The 15,840-nt window shown below is 46.7% G+C and carries 15 protein-coding genes; 6 read left to right on the top strand and 9 right to left on the bottom strand.

The features are described from left to right. Positions 1 to 12: 12 nt before the first annotated feature. Together MHN02_RS00400 and mdoH are read left to right on the top strand one after the other, a co-directional pair. Positions 13 to 1,638, top strand: coding sequence for a glucan biosynthesis protein G (locus tag MHN02_RS00400; RefSeq protein ID WP_239244076.1), 1,626 nt, complete (start codon positions 13 to 15; stop codon positions 1,636 to 1,638). Then, positions 1,619 to 3,610, top strand: coding sequence for a glucans biosynthesis glucosyltransferase MdoH (mdoH, locus tag MHN02_RS00405; protein ID WP_239244078.1), 1,992 nt, complete (start codon positions 1,619 to 1,621; stop codon positions 3,608 to 3,610). Before MHN02_RS00400 ends, mdoH begins: the two co-directional genes overlap by 20 nt. Before the next feature lie 113 nt (positions 3,611 to 3,723). Here the strand turns inward: mdoH and MHN02_RS00410 are convergent, their stop codons facing one another. The 3 genes from MHN02_RS00410 to nudE form a co-directional block, all read right to left on the bottom strand. Further along, entirely contained in the window at positions 3,724 to 4,308 is a 585-nt protein-coding gene (locus MHN02_RS00410) for a YceI family protein (RefSeq protein WP_014980708.1), read from the bottom strand. Between the two features lie 127 nt (positions 4,309 to 4,435). Next, complete coding sequence (gene cysQ / locus MHN02_RS00415) at positions 4,436 to 5,281, bottom strand: 3'(2'),5'-bisphosphate nucleotidase CysQ (protein WP_014951323.1); 846 nt, start codon at positions 5,279 to 5,281, stop codon at positions 4,436 to 4,438. Between the two features lie 3 nt (positions 5,282 to 5,284). Then, positions 5,285 to 5,848 (bottom strand): ADP compounds hydrolase NudE, encoded by a 564-nt coding sequence (nudE, locus tag MHN02_RS00420; protein ID WP_014951322.1) that lies wholly within the window; start codon positions 5,846 to 5,848, stop codon positions 5,285 to 5,287. Positions 5,849 to 5,919: 71 nt separating this feature from the next. On the opposite strand from nudE, the gene yrfG reads away from it, so the two are divergent. From yrfG to MHN02_RS00440, 4 genes are all read left to right on the top strand, one after another. After that, positions 5,920 to 6,633, top strand: coding sequence for a GMP/IMP nucleotidase (yrfG, locus tag MHN02_RS00425; RefSeq protein WP_014951321.1), 714 nt, complete (start codon positions 5,920 to 5,922; stop codon positions 6,631 to 6,633). A gap of 13 nt (positions 6,634 to 6,646) precedes the next feature. After that, complete coding sequence (gene yjjX, locus MHN02_RS00430; RefSeq protein WP_014951320.1) at positions 6,647 to 7,192, top strand: inosine/xanthosine triphosphatase; 546 nt, start codon at positions 6,647 to 6,649, stop codon at positions 7,190 to 7,192. Between the two features lie 280 nt (positions 7,193 to 7,472). After that, on the top strand, positions 7,473 to 8,861 hold the full coding sequence (locus MHN02_RS00435) for an NAD-dependent succinate-semialdehyde dehydrogenase (protein ID WP_061486825.1): 1,389 nt from the start codon (positions 7,473 to 7,475) through the stop codon (positions 8,859 to 8,861). A gap of 233 nt (positions 8,862 to 9,094) precedes the next feature. Beyond that, on the top strand, positions 9,095 to 10,150 hold the full coding sequence (locus tag MHN02_RS00440) for an MBL fold metallo-hydrolase (RefSeq protein ID WP_171338022.1): 1,056 nt from the start codon (positions 9,095 to 9,097) through the stop codon (positions 10,148 to 10,150). Between the two features lie 58 nt (positions 10,151 to 10,208). Here the strand turns inward: MHN02_RS00440 and MHN02_RS00445 are convergent, their stop codons facing one another. The 6 genes from MHN02_RS00445 to gspJ all read right to left on the bottom strand — a co-directional run bounded on the left by MHN02_RS00445 (position 10,209) and on the right by gspJ (position 15,839). Next, the gene (locus MHN02_RS00445) at positions 10,209 to 11,642 is read right to left on the bottom strand and encodes a YdgA family protein (protein ID WP_171338023.1); all 1,434 of its coding nucleotides are present in this window, start codon (positions 11,640 to 11,642) and stop codon (positions 10,209 to 10,211) included. Between the two features lie 100 nt (positions 11,643 to 11,742). After that, positions 11,743 to 12,498 carry a type II secretion system protein N gene (locus MHN02_RS00450; RefSeq protein WP_156087252.1) on the bottom strand — a complete coding sequence of 252 codons (756 nt, stop codon included), beginning with the start codon at positions 12,496 to 12,498 and terminating at the stop codon, positions 11,743 to 11,745. Then, a complete protein-coding gene (locus MHN02_RS00455) occupies positions 12,495 to 12,974 on the bottom strand; it encodes a type II secretion system protein M (protein WP_014977776.1) in 480 nt (159 codons plus the stop codon). Before MHN02_RS00455 ends, MHN02_RS00450 begins: the two co-directional genes overlap by 4 nt. Beyond that, positions 12,971 to 14,170, bottom strand: coding sequence for a type II secretion system protein GspL (gene gspL, locus MHN02_RS00460; RefSeq protein WP_110288942.1), 1,200 nt, complete (start codon positions 14,168 to 14,170; stop codon positions 12,971 to 12,973). Before gspL ends, MHN02_RS00455 begins: the two co-directional genes overlap by 4 nt. Continuing rightward, positions 14,170 to 15,216, bottom strand: a complete 1,047-nt coding sequence (gene gspK / locus MHN02_RS00465) for a type II secretion system minor pseudopilin GspK (RefSeq protein ID WP_156087250.1) — start codon at positions 15,214 to 15,216, stop codon at positions 14,170 to 14,172. Before gspK ends, gspL begins: the two co-directional genes overlap by 1 nt. Then, positions 15,213 to 15,839, bottom strand: coding sequence for a type II secretion system minor pseudopilin GspJ (gspJ, locus tag MHN02_RS00470; protein ID WP_014951312.1), 627 nt, complete (start codon positions 15,837 to 15,839; stop codon positions 15,213 to 15,215). Before gspJ ends, gspK begins: the two co-directional genes overlap by 4 nt. Position 15,840: the final 1 nt, after the last annotated feature.

Below are 15,840 nucleotides of genomic sequence, written 5' to 3' on the forward strand. Positions count from 1 at the left end.
AGGAGAGGACAAATGGCTAAGCCAGTTTCAATTTTCGGTAAAGGTTTACAAACGAATGTGCGTCAGCACAATAAGCTGTCACACCTTCTTTTAGCGATGAGCAGTGTCATCGCATTATTTGCGTTTCATCAAGCCGGTGCAGTTGAGGTTAACGACGATAATCAGCCTCAAAAAGCATCGCCGGTTCTTCAGTCAATTATTGATGCTGCACGCCAGTCAGCGACAGAGAGCTACGAGCAGGACGATCACGGGTTAAACAGCAAGCTTAAAGAAATTGACTACACCACGTATCGTTCAATTCGCTTCAAGCCCGAGCAGAGTCTTTGGCATGGCGAGAATGACTACGAACTGCAGTTTTTTCACCCGGGTTTTTTATATGAATACCCTGTCACTATCCACACTATTGGTGAAAGCAATAAGCCTGAACGCCTAGCGTTCAATAGTGACATGTTCAACTACGACGGGTCTGCGTCGGGGTTAGCTGGGCTAACGGACGAAAAGTCAGGGTTTGCTGGATTTCGCGTTCACTACCCTATCAAGAACGAAGAGTACAAAGACGAATTTGCTGTATTTTTGGGGGCATCGTACTTCCGTCTTGTAGGTAAAAATCAAGTGTACGGTATCTCTGCACGAGGTCTTGCAATTGATACGGCGCTAGCCAAAGGCGAAGAGTTCCCTCACTTCACTGAGTTCTGGGTCATAGAACCGAGTGAGGGTAAGCCTATTACTGTTTATGCGCGTCTTGAAAGCCCTTCTGTAGCAGGCGCGTACAAATTTGTTATACAGCCTGATATTGATACCAGCGTTAAGGTAGAGAGTTGGTTATTTGCCAGAGATGACGTGAGCAAGCTAGGCATTGCACCGTTTACCAGTATGTTCTTGTATGGCGAGAACACAGAAAAGCGCCATGACGACTATCGTCCAGAGGTGCATGATAGTGACGGTGTACTCATGGTAACTCACGCTGGTGAAGAAATTTGGCGTCCACTGACTAATCCTGCACGCCTTCAAGTCACGTCACTTAGCGACGCAAACCCTAAAGGATTCGGCATGCTTCAACGCGACGGCGAATGGGATAATTACCTCGACGCAGAGGCTAATTACCATATACGCCCAGGGCTATGGGTGACGCCAGAAGCTGGTTTTGAGAAAGGCCGATTAGAAGTCGTCGAAATTCCGACTAAATCCGAAATACACGACAATATCGTGGCTTTTTGGACGCCTGAAAAGCCATTCAATTCGGGCGAATCACTGTATTTCGCTTACGAGCTTAAAACCGTGGAACAAAATCCGTTTGTCAGTGAACTGGCCTCAGTAGTACGTACCCGCCAAGGCAAGGCTGTGTTGCCGGGTGACGAGTTTAAAAACGACAGTCTAAATACGACACGACAGTTCAGCGTGGACTTCAGCGCGCCTTCTGCCATTGCTTTTGATAACGAGTCGATGAAGTTGGTGGTACAGGGTACTAACGGCACGATTTCTCAGCAGCGACTTTACCCCGTTGCTGATGGACAAGAGTGGCGGGCCACCTTCTTTGTTAAGCCGAAAGAAAAGCAGACCGTAGATATGCGCGCTTACATAGAGAAAGACGGTAAACGTGTGAGTGAGGTTTGGAATTATGTCTACCAACCAAAATAATCGCGCTTGCGTAGCGGTATCGGACGAGGCTAAAGCCGTGCCTCAGGTTAAAAGTGATGGCACTGCATGTGCTTCACACTTCATCTTAAAAGGAGAGCATATGCGTTTGTTTATCATGGCAATGCTAGTTATTCCAAGCACGGCACTGGCCGGTTGGAGTTTGTACGAGATCTTTTTACCTAACGGCCTTACCAACCTAGAGATTGCACAGTTGGGGTTGGGGCTAACCCTGTTCGCATGGTTGTGTATGGCGTTTTGGACAGGCATTATCGGTTTCTTTCTGCAGCTTTTTAACGTCGACCCGTTGAGCTTGCGCAGAAATCAAACGCCTCCTGATGCTACTGCGCCATTAACGCAAAAGCACGCTGTCGTCATGCCGGTTTATAACGAAGATACCCGCCGTATTATGGTGGGGTTTGAAGCTTGTATTCGCGAATTAATGGAAAGTGACAACAGTTCTAAATTCGACTTTTTCATGCTCAGCGACACCCGCGATATGGAAAAAGCGGATGCAGAGCTACGTGCCTTTACCCGTTTGAAAAAGCGTTTAGGTGCGTTCTCTAGTCAAGTGTTTTATCGTCGTCGCGAACAAAACCTGCACAGAAAAGTGGGCAACCTTAAAGAGTTTTGTGAACGCTGGGGTGCAAATTACGAGTCAATGATTGTGTTAGATGCTGATAGCGTGATGAGCGGTGAGCGCATGCAAGACTTGGCGCGTCGTATTGAGCAAAACCCTGATACGGCGTTAGTGCAGACCATTCCAATGCCGGTACGTCAAAACACCTTCTTTGGTCGTTTTGTGCAGTTTGCTGCTCACCTTTACAGCCCAATGTTGGCGACAGGTCTATCGTTTTGGCAAACAGACAGTGCAAACTATTGGGGGCACAATGCCATTATTCGTATTGCACCATTTATGCAGCATTGCGGGCTACCTACCCTCGAAGGACGCGCGCCTTTTGGTGGTGAAATTTTAAGTCATGACTTTGTTGAGGCTGCGCTACTGCGCCGTGCTGGCTGGCAGGCCTACTTGCTTACCGACACCACGGGCAGCTATGAAGAAGTGCCAAGTAACATTGTTGACTACGCGATTCGCGACCGTCGCTGGGTGCAGGGCAACATACAGCATTTAGGGTTATTGAACGTTAAAGGTCTTAAAATGGCAAACCGCCTGCACTTCTTATTTGGTGCGTTTGCGTACATCTCTTCACTCATACTATTTTGCATGTTGGCGCTAGGTACAGCAGATGCGTTAATTCGCGCCACGTCAGTGCCAGAGTTCTTCGTGTCTGAATACCAGCTTTTCCCTAGTTGGCAGGTAGCGCGCCAAGACATGATGATGGTAACCATGTGGGGTACGGCGGCGTTACTATTCTTGCCTAAACTTCTCGGTATTACCTTAGCTTTAATAAAACGTCGCGGCGAATTTGGTGGCGCGTGGTCTTTGCTTAAAGGGGCAGCAATTGAATTAACTATGGCCGTGCTTATTGCGCCGCTAATGATGTTCTATCACAGTTATTTTGTGATTAGCGTTTTTGTTGGCCACTCTGTTAAATGGGAAGCGCAAGAGCGTGAAGGGCGCAAAGTGCCATGGAAAGTTGCAATTAAACACACGCAAATTATGAGCTGTTTAGCGGTAGCGTGGGGCGTAACTACTTTCTACTTCACCCCGTCGCTATTTATGTGGTTGTTACCCGTATTAGTAGGCATGGTGTTAGCGGCGCCGGTTATCCGCTTAACAAGCAGCGATAAACTAGGCATAGCCATGCGTAAGTGGGGCGTGTTCATCATTGACCAGGAAGTGAATGAGTGTAAAGCACTTAAGCGTTTACGCGTTGCAATGGGGTATTTCGCTATATCACAGCACAAGGCAGAAGTACCTGCGCTTCCTGATAACGTGTGGCAGAGCATGCCAGAGCAAGTACTAAGTCAAAAGCCATTGCCTATGCGCCACAGGCTTCCTAACAGCGCATAATAGACTCACAGTAGATATCAAAACAAAAAAACCGCACATGTGTGCGGTTTTTTATTGCGTTTAATTACGCGCCACCTAGCTTTTTATCGATAGACGGCGGCAATAACAGTGTTTTACTGAGTAAACGTAACTGAAAACGTTACGGGTACTGTTGTTGTTATGCTCTTAAGCCCTGCAATTTTTTGAAGTGCAGCTACGCCTTCAGCAAGTCCAAAAGACTCTGCTTTAATTAACGTTGGTGACGTGGTTGATACGGTAAGCGTATCGTTGTCTACTTTACTTGCTTTAACAGCAAATGACGTAGGAACGGCTTTTCCGTGCAACATCAAAATACCGTCTACCTTCCCGTTAACAACTTGGCCCGATTTCAGGTTCATCATCGACTCAGGCAAGTTGGCCTCAAATGTCGCTTGTGCAAACTTGGTCACGTTGAACAGCATCTCTTGCATTCGCTTGTTGCGAATATCAATGGCTGTATTCACTGACGATAAGTCAACCGCCACGTTAAGTTTGCCACCGTCAGACAGCGTACCATCAAAGCTATCAAACTTATGTACTTCGGTGACTTGTGCATTCTTCGTCGATAAGAAGTGTAGTGCACTTGTTTCGCCGTCTATTGACCAATCGGCTGCGGCGGGAAATGCTAGCCCACATGCGAGCAATGCTGCAGACAACGTGCGAATACGTGTAGTCATCATAGGTTACTCCTTTTACTTTTTGGTTCCATCTGGCTTGATTTAACCACTACCAGAGTAATGTGGCCCAGCAACATTACTACGCTATTATACGTAGGTTAACACGCTGCGCTAAGTAAATTATTACGCGCTAGTGCTGATGTGGGTTTACGAAGTCATCATACTGGACTACATCTTGCCATGGCACCCTTTGATCGCCCATTACCACAAAATCTGGGTTCTCTAGCGAATGACGCTGATTGTAGGTAAGAGGTTCGAAGTTAGCGGCGGCAATACTCCCACCCGCTTCAGAGACAATGCATTGCGATGCGCCAGTGTCCCATTCGCCGGTAATACCGATGCGCATAAACACATCAGCTTTTCCTTCGGCAATAAAGCAGGCTTTCAGGGAACAGCTTCCCAATGGAAGCGTTTGATATACGCGCTTGGCGCACATTCTGCTGAGCACTTTTTCTCTCGACTGACGACGGCTTATTGCAATCATCACCACACTATTTTTAGGGTCGTCTAGCTTGCGTACGCTTATTGGGTGATCGCCATCAGGTGATGACTTAAACGCGCCTTTGCCTTTCTGGGCGTAATATAACGACTGCCCTGGCGGCCAAAAGATAACGCCTATTGTCGGCTCATTATTCTCTATTAGCGCAATGTTTACTGCGAAATCACCGCTTCTAGCAATGAATTCTTGGGTTCCGTCGATGGGATCGATTAACCAGTATCGAGGCCAATGCTTTCGCTCTTCTAAACTTGCGTGTTTGTTTTCCTCTGAGAGGATTGGGATATCAGGCGTTGCGGCTTGTAAGCGCTTGTTGATGATATCATTTGCCAAATAATCTGCGCTGGTAACGGGAGACTCATCGTCTTTTTGATAAGCGTCAAACTCCCCTTTATCGTATACTTCTAATACGGCTTCACCGGCTTCGATGGCAATTTCTTTCGCAAGTTCTAGTAGGTCGGCATGGGCGTCATCGGGCATTGTTTATTGTTCCTTAAACCACTTTTGAGCTAAAAACAGCGCGGCTATACAGCGTGCTTCTACAAAGTCTTCTCGTGCAAGTAAAGCATCTGCTTCATCTAAAGGCCAGTGAATCACCTCAAGAGGCTCAGGTTCGTCGCCTTCAAGTTGCTTTGGATACAAGTCTCGAGCCAAAACAATGGTCATATTGGCGTTAAAGAAAGTGGGCGCCATGCTGACCTTATGAAGCTCCACAAGATCATTGGCCGCGAAGCCTGCCTCTTCTTGTAGTTCGCGATTAGCAGCTTCAATGGCAGTTTCGCCAGGGTCTATTAAACCTTTTGGGAAGCCTAGTTGATACGAATGTGTGCCGGCTGCATATTCGCGAATTAACACCATGGTGTTTTCATCAAGCATAGGCACTATCATTACCGCGCCCCTGTTTCCGCCAGCCATCCGCTCGAATTCACGGGTGGCGCCGTTCGAAAATTCAAGGTCTAAGCGTTCTACCCTAAAGAGTTTGCTTTGCGCAACGATTTCACGAGAATGAATTTGTGGTAACGGTTTGTTCGGATCAATTTTTGGCATGTCTATCGCTACAACTTTGTTATCATACTTGTATACAATTTCTTAGCTTACTTCATTATAAGGAAAATCGCTTGCCCTTTCTGCCCTGGAATGAAATAGAAACTGTACTGTTAGACATGGACGGCACTTTGCTGGACCTTCATTACGACAACCAGTTCTGGCTACATCATTTGCCTAAACGATTAGCACAAATAAGAGGAATTTCAGAGGCGCAGAGTCAACGTGAAATGACTGCGCGATATGAGTCAGTATTCGGGCAAATTCAATGGTATTGCTTAGATTACTGGGCTGAATCTCTTGAAATGGACTTAGAAAATGAGTTTATGCCGCTGAAGCGTGAGCTGGCACATTTGCTCGCCCTTCGTGACGATACAATTCCGTTCCTTGATGCGCTTCATGACTCAGGCAGGCAGGTGGTATTAGTGACTAATGCGCACCCAAACAGTTTGGCGCTAAAGATAGAGCATACCCAGCTTGACGCACATATCGACAACCTCATCTCTACCCATGAGTTCGGCGTAACCAAAGAGTCTCAGCTGCTATGGGAAAGATTACAGGCACGGGTAAAGTTCGATGCCCATCGCACTTTATTTGTCGATGACTCACTGCCAATTTTAAATGCGGCAAAGACATACGGTATTAAACATTTACTTGCTGTCGATAACCCTGATAGTACTTTGCCAAATCGCAATATTAGTGAGTTTCCAGCGGTGCGCGATTACCGTTTAATGCTAGAAGATATTAAGCAGAACCCTGTTGGGACTGTTTCGAAAGGACGTTTTTAAAGGACGAAAGCACATGGTTTCTGACACAATTTATGTAGGGTCGCTGAATCCGGTAAAAATTAATGCTGCGCTCAATACACTCTCTGACACACTAGAGCACGATTTCGACGCTCAGGGTATGGCTGTACCAAGCGGCGTGCCTGACCAGCCAATGAATGAAGATGAAACGCGCTTGGGCGCCATTAATCGCGTGAAGGCCATGCTTGCTCATCATCAAGGTGGTCTCACAGATGCGTGGTATGTGGCAATTGAAGGTGGTGTGGATGTATTTGAAGATGGTCCTGCTACCTTTGCCTATGTGGCGATATACCATGAAGGTCACTGGTCGGTAACGCGAAGTGCAAGCTTGCCTCTTCCTGTAAGCGTATATCAGGCGCTACAGCGTGGCGAAGAACTTGGGCCGGTTATGGACAAGCTCTTTGATACAGTAAACATAAAGCAAAAAGGGGGGGCTATTGGTTTGCTTACTCTTAATCACGCCTCGCGACAAAGTGTTTATGAAGTGGCGTTAACGCTTGCTATGGCAAAGTTCCATTTCCCCGACTTATACACTGACTAGTGTTGAACCTCTTGTGCTGTACAACAAGGCGCATTACACCGTTAATCAAACAGAGTGCCGCAAGGGTATCCTTACTTAGGAAAAATGATAAGGCGATCGCAACGGTCGCCCTGAAATCTTTACTGCGATAGGTAATCTTTTCTGGATCCTTTCTGACACTATCCATTACTTAGACTTCAAGTTACTTCTATATTATTGAAAATAGGTTAAAAAATATTTTTTGACACCTTGGCTTTTTAGTTGCACTTCCTTCAGACCAAACGGAATAAGGAGAGTGACAATGAGTGAGACAATCAATACCTACAACCCTGCTACAGGTGAAAAGATCGATCATTATCATTTGATGTCAGCCGAGGACGCCGAGCAAGCAGTTACCCGTTCACAAGAAGCCTATTTGAACTGGCGCCGTACGTCATTTGAGACCCGCGCAGATTTATTTAATAACCTTGCAAACCTGATGGAAGAGCGAATTGACGATCTCGCCAGCCTGATGACCCGGGAAATGGGTAAGGTTACCGCGCAAGGAAAGCAAGAAGTGCAGCTATGCGCTGAAATATGCCGCTATACGGCCGAACACGGCGCTTCAATTTTGGAAGACGAACACCGCATTTTCGAAGGCGGTCGAGCAATCATTACGTATCAGCCCATTGGCGTTATTCTTGGCATCCAGCCGTGGAATTTTCCGTTGTACCAAGTTATTCGTTACAGCGCCTCAAACATAATGGCGGGTAACACAACGGTACTGAAACATGCTAAAAACGTGTTTGGTATGGCGCAAGCCATTCAGCAAATGTACGAAGATGCTGGCTTTCCTAAAAATGTTTACCAGTCGCTGCTAATTGATGGCAGCACGGCAAGTGACTTAATCAAGCACAAATACGTTCGCGGCGTTACTTTTACCGGGAGTGACGAAGTAGGTAAAGAAGTCGCTAAGGAAGCTGCAAGCTTGTCTAAGAAAACCGTAATGGAGCTTGGTAGTAACGACGCCTTTTTGGTGTTAGAGGATGCGGATATCGACCATGCTGTAGAAATGTGTATCCAAGGACGCGTTATTAATAACGGTGAAACCTGTGTGGCGGCTAAACGCTTTGTTATTGTGGATAGCGTCTATGAAGAATTCCGAGACAAATTTGTGGCGCAGTGTAAAAAGCTAAAAGTTGGCGACCCCACAAACGAAAACACGGATTTGGGCCCAATGGCGAGAGAAGACTTGCGCGATGAACTTCATGAGCAAGTGAAGAAGTCGCTAGAAAACGGCGCTACGCTATCACTGGGTGGAGAAATTCCAGACTCTGATGGCTATTTCTACCCAATCACGGTGCTGGAAGATGTATCACCAGGTATGCCCGCTTATGATGATGAGCTATTTGGACCAGTTGCGTCGCTCATTCGCGTACGCGACGACAAGCAAGCCATGGAAGTAGCAAATGATTCACGCTATGGCTTAGGCGGTGGTATTTTCAGTACAGATATTGATAAAGCCATTGCGTTGGCGAAAGACGAATTTGATACAGGAATGGTAAATATTAATGGCTATTCACTCGCTCAGCCAAACTTACCTTTTGGTGGTGTGAAAGACAGCGGTTACGGTCGTGAGCACGGAGGTTATGGTATGCGTGAATTCGTCAATATCAAAACTATCATGGTCGCTGAGAAATCGGCCGAGTAGTGCACTTCTGTAAGAAGCAATGAGAAGAAAGGCGAACTTCAGGGTTCGCCTTTTTTGTTTTGCCGTACGCCCGATTCATTAAAGTAGTCGCACAGTAAAGCCCATGTAATTGAAAACAATCAGGCGAAAAAACAGTGCGCAGTCAACTAGGCTGAATAGTTTCGTCCGGGCAAACGGTCTTTTAATCAAATATCTGTGTATTAATGAGTAGGGAATAACATAAGGCGATGGTTATGACGGTTATAAATAAACGGTTAAGCAATGTAAGATCAGGCATTGGGCTTACAAGGCAGGACAAACAGCGCGGTAGAAAACAAACTGCGTTTTTTTGCGCTATGACAACCACTGCTATTCTATCGTTCTCGGCTTTAGCGCAGCCGTTGTCTCAACCATCAACTACATCAGACGATGCCGGCCTAAGCACCAGTCCTATGGGTTGCCATAACGTTTCGGTGCAAATATTAGGGTCGGGTGGACCTGAATTGGATGACGGCAGAACATCTAGTGCCTATGTGGTTTGGGTAAATGGTAGCGCCCGCGTGTTGGTAGATGCTGGAAGCGGAAGCAGCGTTCAGTTTGGCGCTGCGGGGGCGACGTTTGAATCGTTAGAAGTTATCTTGCTTTCCCACTTACACACCGATCACTCCGCCGATTTGCCAAGCTTTGTGAAAGGTGGGTATTTCACCGATCGCGAGAAAGATTTAATAATAATGGGGCCAGAGGGCAACGACATTATGCCGTCCACAAACGCCTATGTGTCGTCGTTAATAGGGAAAAACGGCGCGTTTAAGTATCTATCTTCTTACACCATAGAAGGCCAAGATGACTATGCGATATCCACAAAAAGCATCGGGGCCACAACCTTTGAACAACCGTTTAAACGCAATGTAAACGATAGCGTCAGTGTTGAGGCAATGACGGTGAACCACGGGCCTATCCCAGCATTAGCGTGGAAGGTTAAGGCCAATGGCTGCGAGGCGGTATTTTCAGGCGATACCAATGATAAACAAGGAAACCTTGCTCGTTTTGCTAAAAACGCAGACCTTTTGGTGCTACACAACGCCATTGGTGATGACGCGGGTCAGGTTGCTAAGAACTTGCATATGACGCCGACTCAGATTATCGACATTGCCGCGCAGTCAAACGCTAAGCAAATAGTGTTGTCTCATATTATGAAACGTAGCGAACCGGGTCTTGATGCACTTACTGAGGCGATTACTGTTGTAGCTGAAGGGCGAGTATATGCCGCTGAAGATTTAATGAACATTACCCTGTCTGAACAGGAGTAAAATAAGCGTAAACCGTCTGCGATACACGGTTTACGCTTTTATAGAGGTTCTCTAACTATTATTGAGGGGCAAAAGGCAGCGGAATAGGCGTACCGTTTACACTGGCTTCGCCATCTTTAAGTGTTAGCTTTGTCTCGTAACCTTTCTCGGTTTCTTTTATTAAGCCTTGTTGAGCGAAGGTACTTAGCATCATAGGTGTCTGTTGTTCTACAGCGGCTTGAAGCTCTTCAGCCGTCATATTTTGTGCTTGTGGCGTCGCCATTAATTGGCCCATCATATAGCCAGATGCCATACTCTGTGCAAGCGCTTTATCGGCGGTGATTTGTGCATCAGCCAGCAAATGCGTGACCCAATAAGCGGCGTCTTCCAACGTACCGGGAAGTGCATCTATACCCACTAATTTCGTGTTTGCGTAAGCGTTAAACGACCCTTCAGGCAACGTTGCTTTCAGCTTCGTTATATTAATCTCAGGCTCAGCTTTAAGCTGTGTTAGCAAGTTAGCTTCAATAAACTCCATCATTTTGGCTGGCACTTCTTCAGAAGGCACTAATAATGAATTGTTGCTAAATTCTTGATAGGCCTTAATGAAGTCGATATCTAAGTTATTGATGGCAACGCCTAATACCATGTCTGTAGCATCAAGTTCAGGGCCCACGGCTTTGTCGACAGCGTATTCTACGTAGACATTGGCGGTGTTATTGTCTTCGTCAATCTTGACGTCGGTAGCAAAAGCTAGGTTCTCAATCTTAACTGTCGCACCTGGCTCAATGTTAGAAATTTCTATGCTTTCAATACGCGCCTTACCAGTAGATTCAAATAAGTCACCTTTGAACGCCGCTACCATATCGCCATCATAGCTCATATCCATAGACAGATTTTTCATCTCTAAGGAAAATTCATCTGCGCTTATGCTTAGCGATTCACCCGACGACGTATACAAAGTTTTGTCACCATCAGGCTCAGCTTCACCCGCATAACCAGAGAAAAGTAGCGTGAACCCCTCTTCTTCGGCCGTCGCGCTAAGCGCTGGAATAACGTCTGCGTAGCTTAGTCCACCAAACAAACCAACCACGCCTTCGTTGCGATAAATTGGCTGTTGGCCATCCCACTGAACGTATTCTCTTAACTCATCTCCATCAATAGAGACCGTATAGTGAACGCGGCCTAATCCTAAGCCATCGCCAAAGTACACCGGTCCGTGATGAGCTACTAGCGTAGCGGTAATGCCAGGGTTTTCTTCCATTGGTATATCAGTGGAGTCAACATTCTGTGCATTGATTAGCGCTTGAAAATCGACAGCAAGCTTGATTTCTGCTGTTGTCGAAAACCAGCCTTTGTCATACGAAAGTACCTCGGCAGAATAAACGGCTTGTTGGTTAATTTCGTTTACGGCGGCGTTAACATTTTCGTGAACGCTAGTGCCAATAAAATAAGGGGCAACGCCAAGTGCAACCAAAGTTACGCCCGCGCCAGCTAGAAGAGGTTTGTTCATGATTACAATCCTTTGTTAAAAAGTGTTCCCGGTTCTTCTGGCCACAAACGTGAAGTACGTTGGTGGCCTAGAAATTCTACGCATAGTTTGTGCTAATGCATCACAGCTTAATAGCGATATAGCCGCTACCATCCGGCGCACCAAACAAGCGTGCGGCCTGATGGACTTCTTGCGGAAAGCTGTCGTCAGGCTTAAATTTACCACTTACTCGAATATTTTTCATCGTAGTAGGGATAACCGCATCCATCGACAAGCTTAGTAAGTTAGGCTCGCTTACTAGTATTCCAATGTCATCGCCTTCACAACGCAGCTTTGCGGAATAAGTGCCAAAATCAATAGGACCCTGTGTACCGGCAACTGTCGCGTTTAGCCAATCTCCGGTGCCGTTTAGCGATTGACACGCAGGCCCAAACGTTAAGTCACTGAGCGACACTTTGAAGCGCCCGCCGGCATTTACTGGCAGCGGAAGGCGAACTTGTGCAAGCACTCGGTCTACCGGTAAATACAGCGTGAAGTTTTCGGTATTTACGCTGTTTTGGCTGAAAAGTCCCGTGGTAATAGGCCCTTCAAATGCAATGTCATTTTTATCGCGAATATTACCTGCTTTAAGGTTTAATTTAATTTTACCTATCAACATATGTAAGGGGCTAAGCTCCCATTTTACATTGTTGATGGGTAGGCCATTAACTACTACAGTTTGCGCCTTGCCTGAAAACAAGGTGCCGCTAACACCACTAACGGCAACATTGCTAGGTAACGCAATACGGCCAATAACGTGAACAGCAGGCATGTAAGCAATGGCAAACAATAAGAAGGCAATAATGCCGCCTATAATCCAACTAACTTTCGACTTCATGCTTTACCTAATTGTAATCGGCGAATTTTGATATAGCCTGGCGCATCGGCCTCGGCAATATCCGCTTGAAGAATAATCACGCCCATATTTTCCATGGCTTTGAGCCATTCTAAAACACTGTTAAACGGCGCCTGATCAACCCACACCTGAAGCTCGTCGCCTTGTGGCTGCATACGAGATATAGCAATGTCGTGCTGAGCAGTAGTGCGGTTTACCGCTTGCGGTAACGAGCCAGAGAATGTTCGTTTACCCCCGCTGCTGCGGCGCAATTGCTGTGCTCTTGCTGCACTGTCTTTTACCCAAACCAACAAGGATTGCTGATTGTCGAGAAGCTGTTTCTGTTTATCTAAAGCAGCATTAAGCGGCGACCATACCGCAAAATAAAATAGCGCAATTATTAATAGCACAGCTGAAACCAGTACTAACTTTTGTTCGCGCTCGGTCAGCGCTTTGTACTTTTCTAAGAGTGCATTCATGAGGTACTCCTTACTGATACTGTACCTACAACGCCATTGTCACGATTATTTATGGCCCCTTGTTCAACCACAAAGCCTGCGCTTTCTGCTGTACGTTTAAACTGCTCTAGCGCTTCAAAGTTTTTACCTTGCGCCTGAATGCGAATCTCAGTGCGGGTTGCATCGAAGCGCAGTGTTTGCGGTTTTACATCAGTGGCTGAAAAAGCCGGAGCGAGCTGGTCTAGCATAATAAGCATAGAGGCACTGCCACCGCCTTGTTCTAACTTGGCAAGCTCGCTTTGTAGCTTCAGTCGCACGTTGCGATAGGTACCAATATTGGGGAAACCCGCCTTAACAGCGGTATTAATCTCACTGCTTAACGCCTGATTTTGGGCTTTAAGCTGGTAAAGAGAAAATCCTTTGTCGATAAGGCTGGTGCATAGCGCTAACACTGCTAATACTGCAGCAACACGCCACTGATTCAGAACACCGCTGCGCTTGCGCTTTACCTTGTAATCGCCTTGGCATAGGTTGAAGCTGCTTTGCATCGCCTCTTTTGCCAATACTTGCATAGGCAGCTCTAAGGGGGCCTGCGCTTCTTCAATATTTGGCAAAGTGCTTAAATCGATACCCGCATAATTGGTAATGGTTATCGGGCTTTCTTGTTGTGCAGTAAAATGGACAAGAGTTGGCAGTAACCATGTTGCCTCGCCCTGCACGCCTTTGAATGTGTCTTGTCGAACGAGAAGCTGTTCACCTAACGTAAGCACTGACCAACCGTTTTCGGTGACTGGCACTGCGAGTACATCAGGAATAATGGTGTCGCAGAATAACCCTGCTTCGCTAAGCCAGGACTGCCACAGCTCCATCTTTTCATGGCTAACTACTGCAACGGCCTGCTCATCGCCTCGCTTAGGGCCGATCGCAAAAAACTGCTGGCTAATGTCAGTGGCAAGCTCGTCTTCTAGCATAAACGGGATGGCAGAAATGATCTTGCGGCCAGCTTTAGGCGGCAGCTCAACCCATTTGAGTAAAATTTCGCTGCTAGGAGCTAAGGCAATAACACTTCGTTGCCCCGCGCGTTCGGTCAGCGAAGATAAGGCTTCTGCATTAGGCAGCTCGCCCGATGCAATAATTTCATCTTCGGTTCGCGAATAAACGAGCCAGCTAATTGGGTCTGTATGGTTGGCGCCTAAACGCACCAAGAGTTGTTCCATCAATAGGTTCCCCCAAACTCGCGATTCACAATACTAACGCCGGTATCGGCACTAACGTGAAACACGGTGGAAAGCTTAAAGGTTGCTTTGTTGTATTGTGTTTTTGTATGCAACATAAAATATTCAGTTTTAACCGAAAACCAATCTTGTCGAGTGCTTGTTAAATTAAGCGCTTGAATAGAGGGCTCGCTTAAAAATGCATTGGTATCGTCCCAGCCGTTTTGCGGGCGACTGCTAATCAAACTTGCGGCCTGCTGAATGTCTAATCCCGTTAGGCCTGCAAGTAATGGTGCATCTTCTTCTTCTAATGTGTTGACGTTAATTTTCAACTCATTGTAATCCGGGATCACGCAAACTAATGGCAGTAATGCGTCTAGCCATTGTGGTGATACACCGTTAATAATACGCAATTCACTTTTTGATGCCAGTGGTCCGTTAGCTGCTAAGTAAGGAAACTCTCTGGACTCGTATTCGCTGTCTTCTGCACCGTAAGGGCGCATTCTGTCATCTTCGTCGACCCAGTCGGCTAAACTGTCGCGTAAGGTATCTGCGGTGTAGTTGTCTAGTCCGTCAACGCTAAGTGATAGCAACATAGTGTGAAAAGCGTCCATGGCTTCCGTGGTGTTACTCGCTCCACTGCTGCCATTACCGCTGTTACTGCCCGCGCCTCCTGCACTGCCAGACGTAATCGCGTTTAAATTAAAACACGCTTGCAAATCGTCTAAGTTAGCGGTTAAACCACCGTTTTCTAAAGGATAGCTGAATTCTTGTGCCCAAGGCTGATCTATAGAAATCACATTCGGGCTTTCTTCTATCAAAGATTGGATAGACTTACGCGCAAAAGCCTCGGCTCCCATGGCGTACCAGTAGGCTTGATTGTTGTCTTTTAAGTTCATCGTACGCTGCACCTGAAGCTGCAAGCGTGTACCCATTTCTGTGGCTAATACCGCAACCAAGGCTACTATCATGAGCACAATCATTAATGCCACGCCTTGCTGCTTAGCGGGTGGAGCAATCGACTTGCGCTGAGTACTCTTGATTGTCATGACGATTCACCCGTAGTTAAGGTAAATTCTCTGCGTATTTTTCCGAAGTCTTTGCTGACAAACTCAATGGCCACGGCGCGCGGCAGTGCAGCTCCTTTATAACTTTCGCTCCACGACAGGTCTTCGTCTTCATCTAAGGAACTACTGTTAGCGGTGGCAAGAAATTCAATTTTTAAGCTTTCTACATCCTCTAACAGCACACGGACTTTGGGCTCGTAGCCTATGACGTTATCCACATAGTTGCTGTAAAGGCGCTCCAGTTTGTTTTCTCTAAGTCTATAGGCGACAAACTGTAGGGTACTTCGTGGCAACATTAACTGAGGGTTGTGCCACCCTCCACGTACAAAACCAATGCCGTCATCGTCACTGTCGTCGGTTTCACCGCCAGACATGACCACGTCTTGCTTTTCGCCGTTAACCCTTGCTGCACGAGGCACGGCTTGCTGAAGGTCTCGCTCAATCGTGATCATGGCACGCTGCAATAATTGAAGTTTTGCAAAACGCTCTTCTGAAATATCATTGCTGTCGATAACTGTGGTAAGTAGACCTGTGGATGCAAGCCCAATTAGGGTGAATATGGCCATAGCAATCAGTATTTCGATAAGCGTGAATCCGCGCTGCATG

Source organism: Alteromonas sp. CNT1-28 (assembly GCF_022348345.1).
GTDB classification, from domain to species: domain Bacteria; phylum Pseudomonadota; class Gammaproteobacteria; order Enterobacterales; family Alteromonadaceae; genus Alteromonas; species Alteromonas macleodii.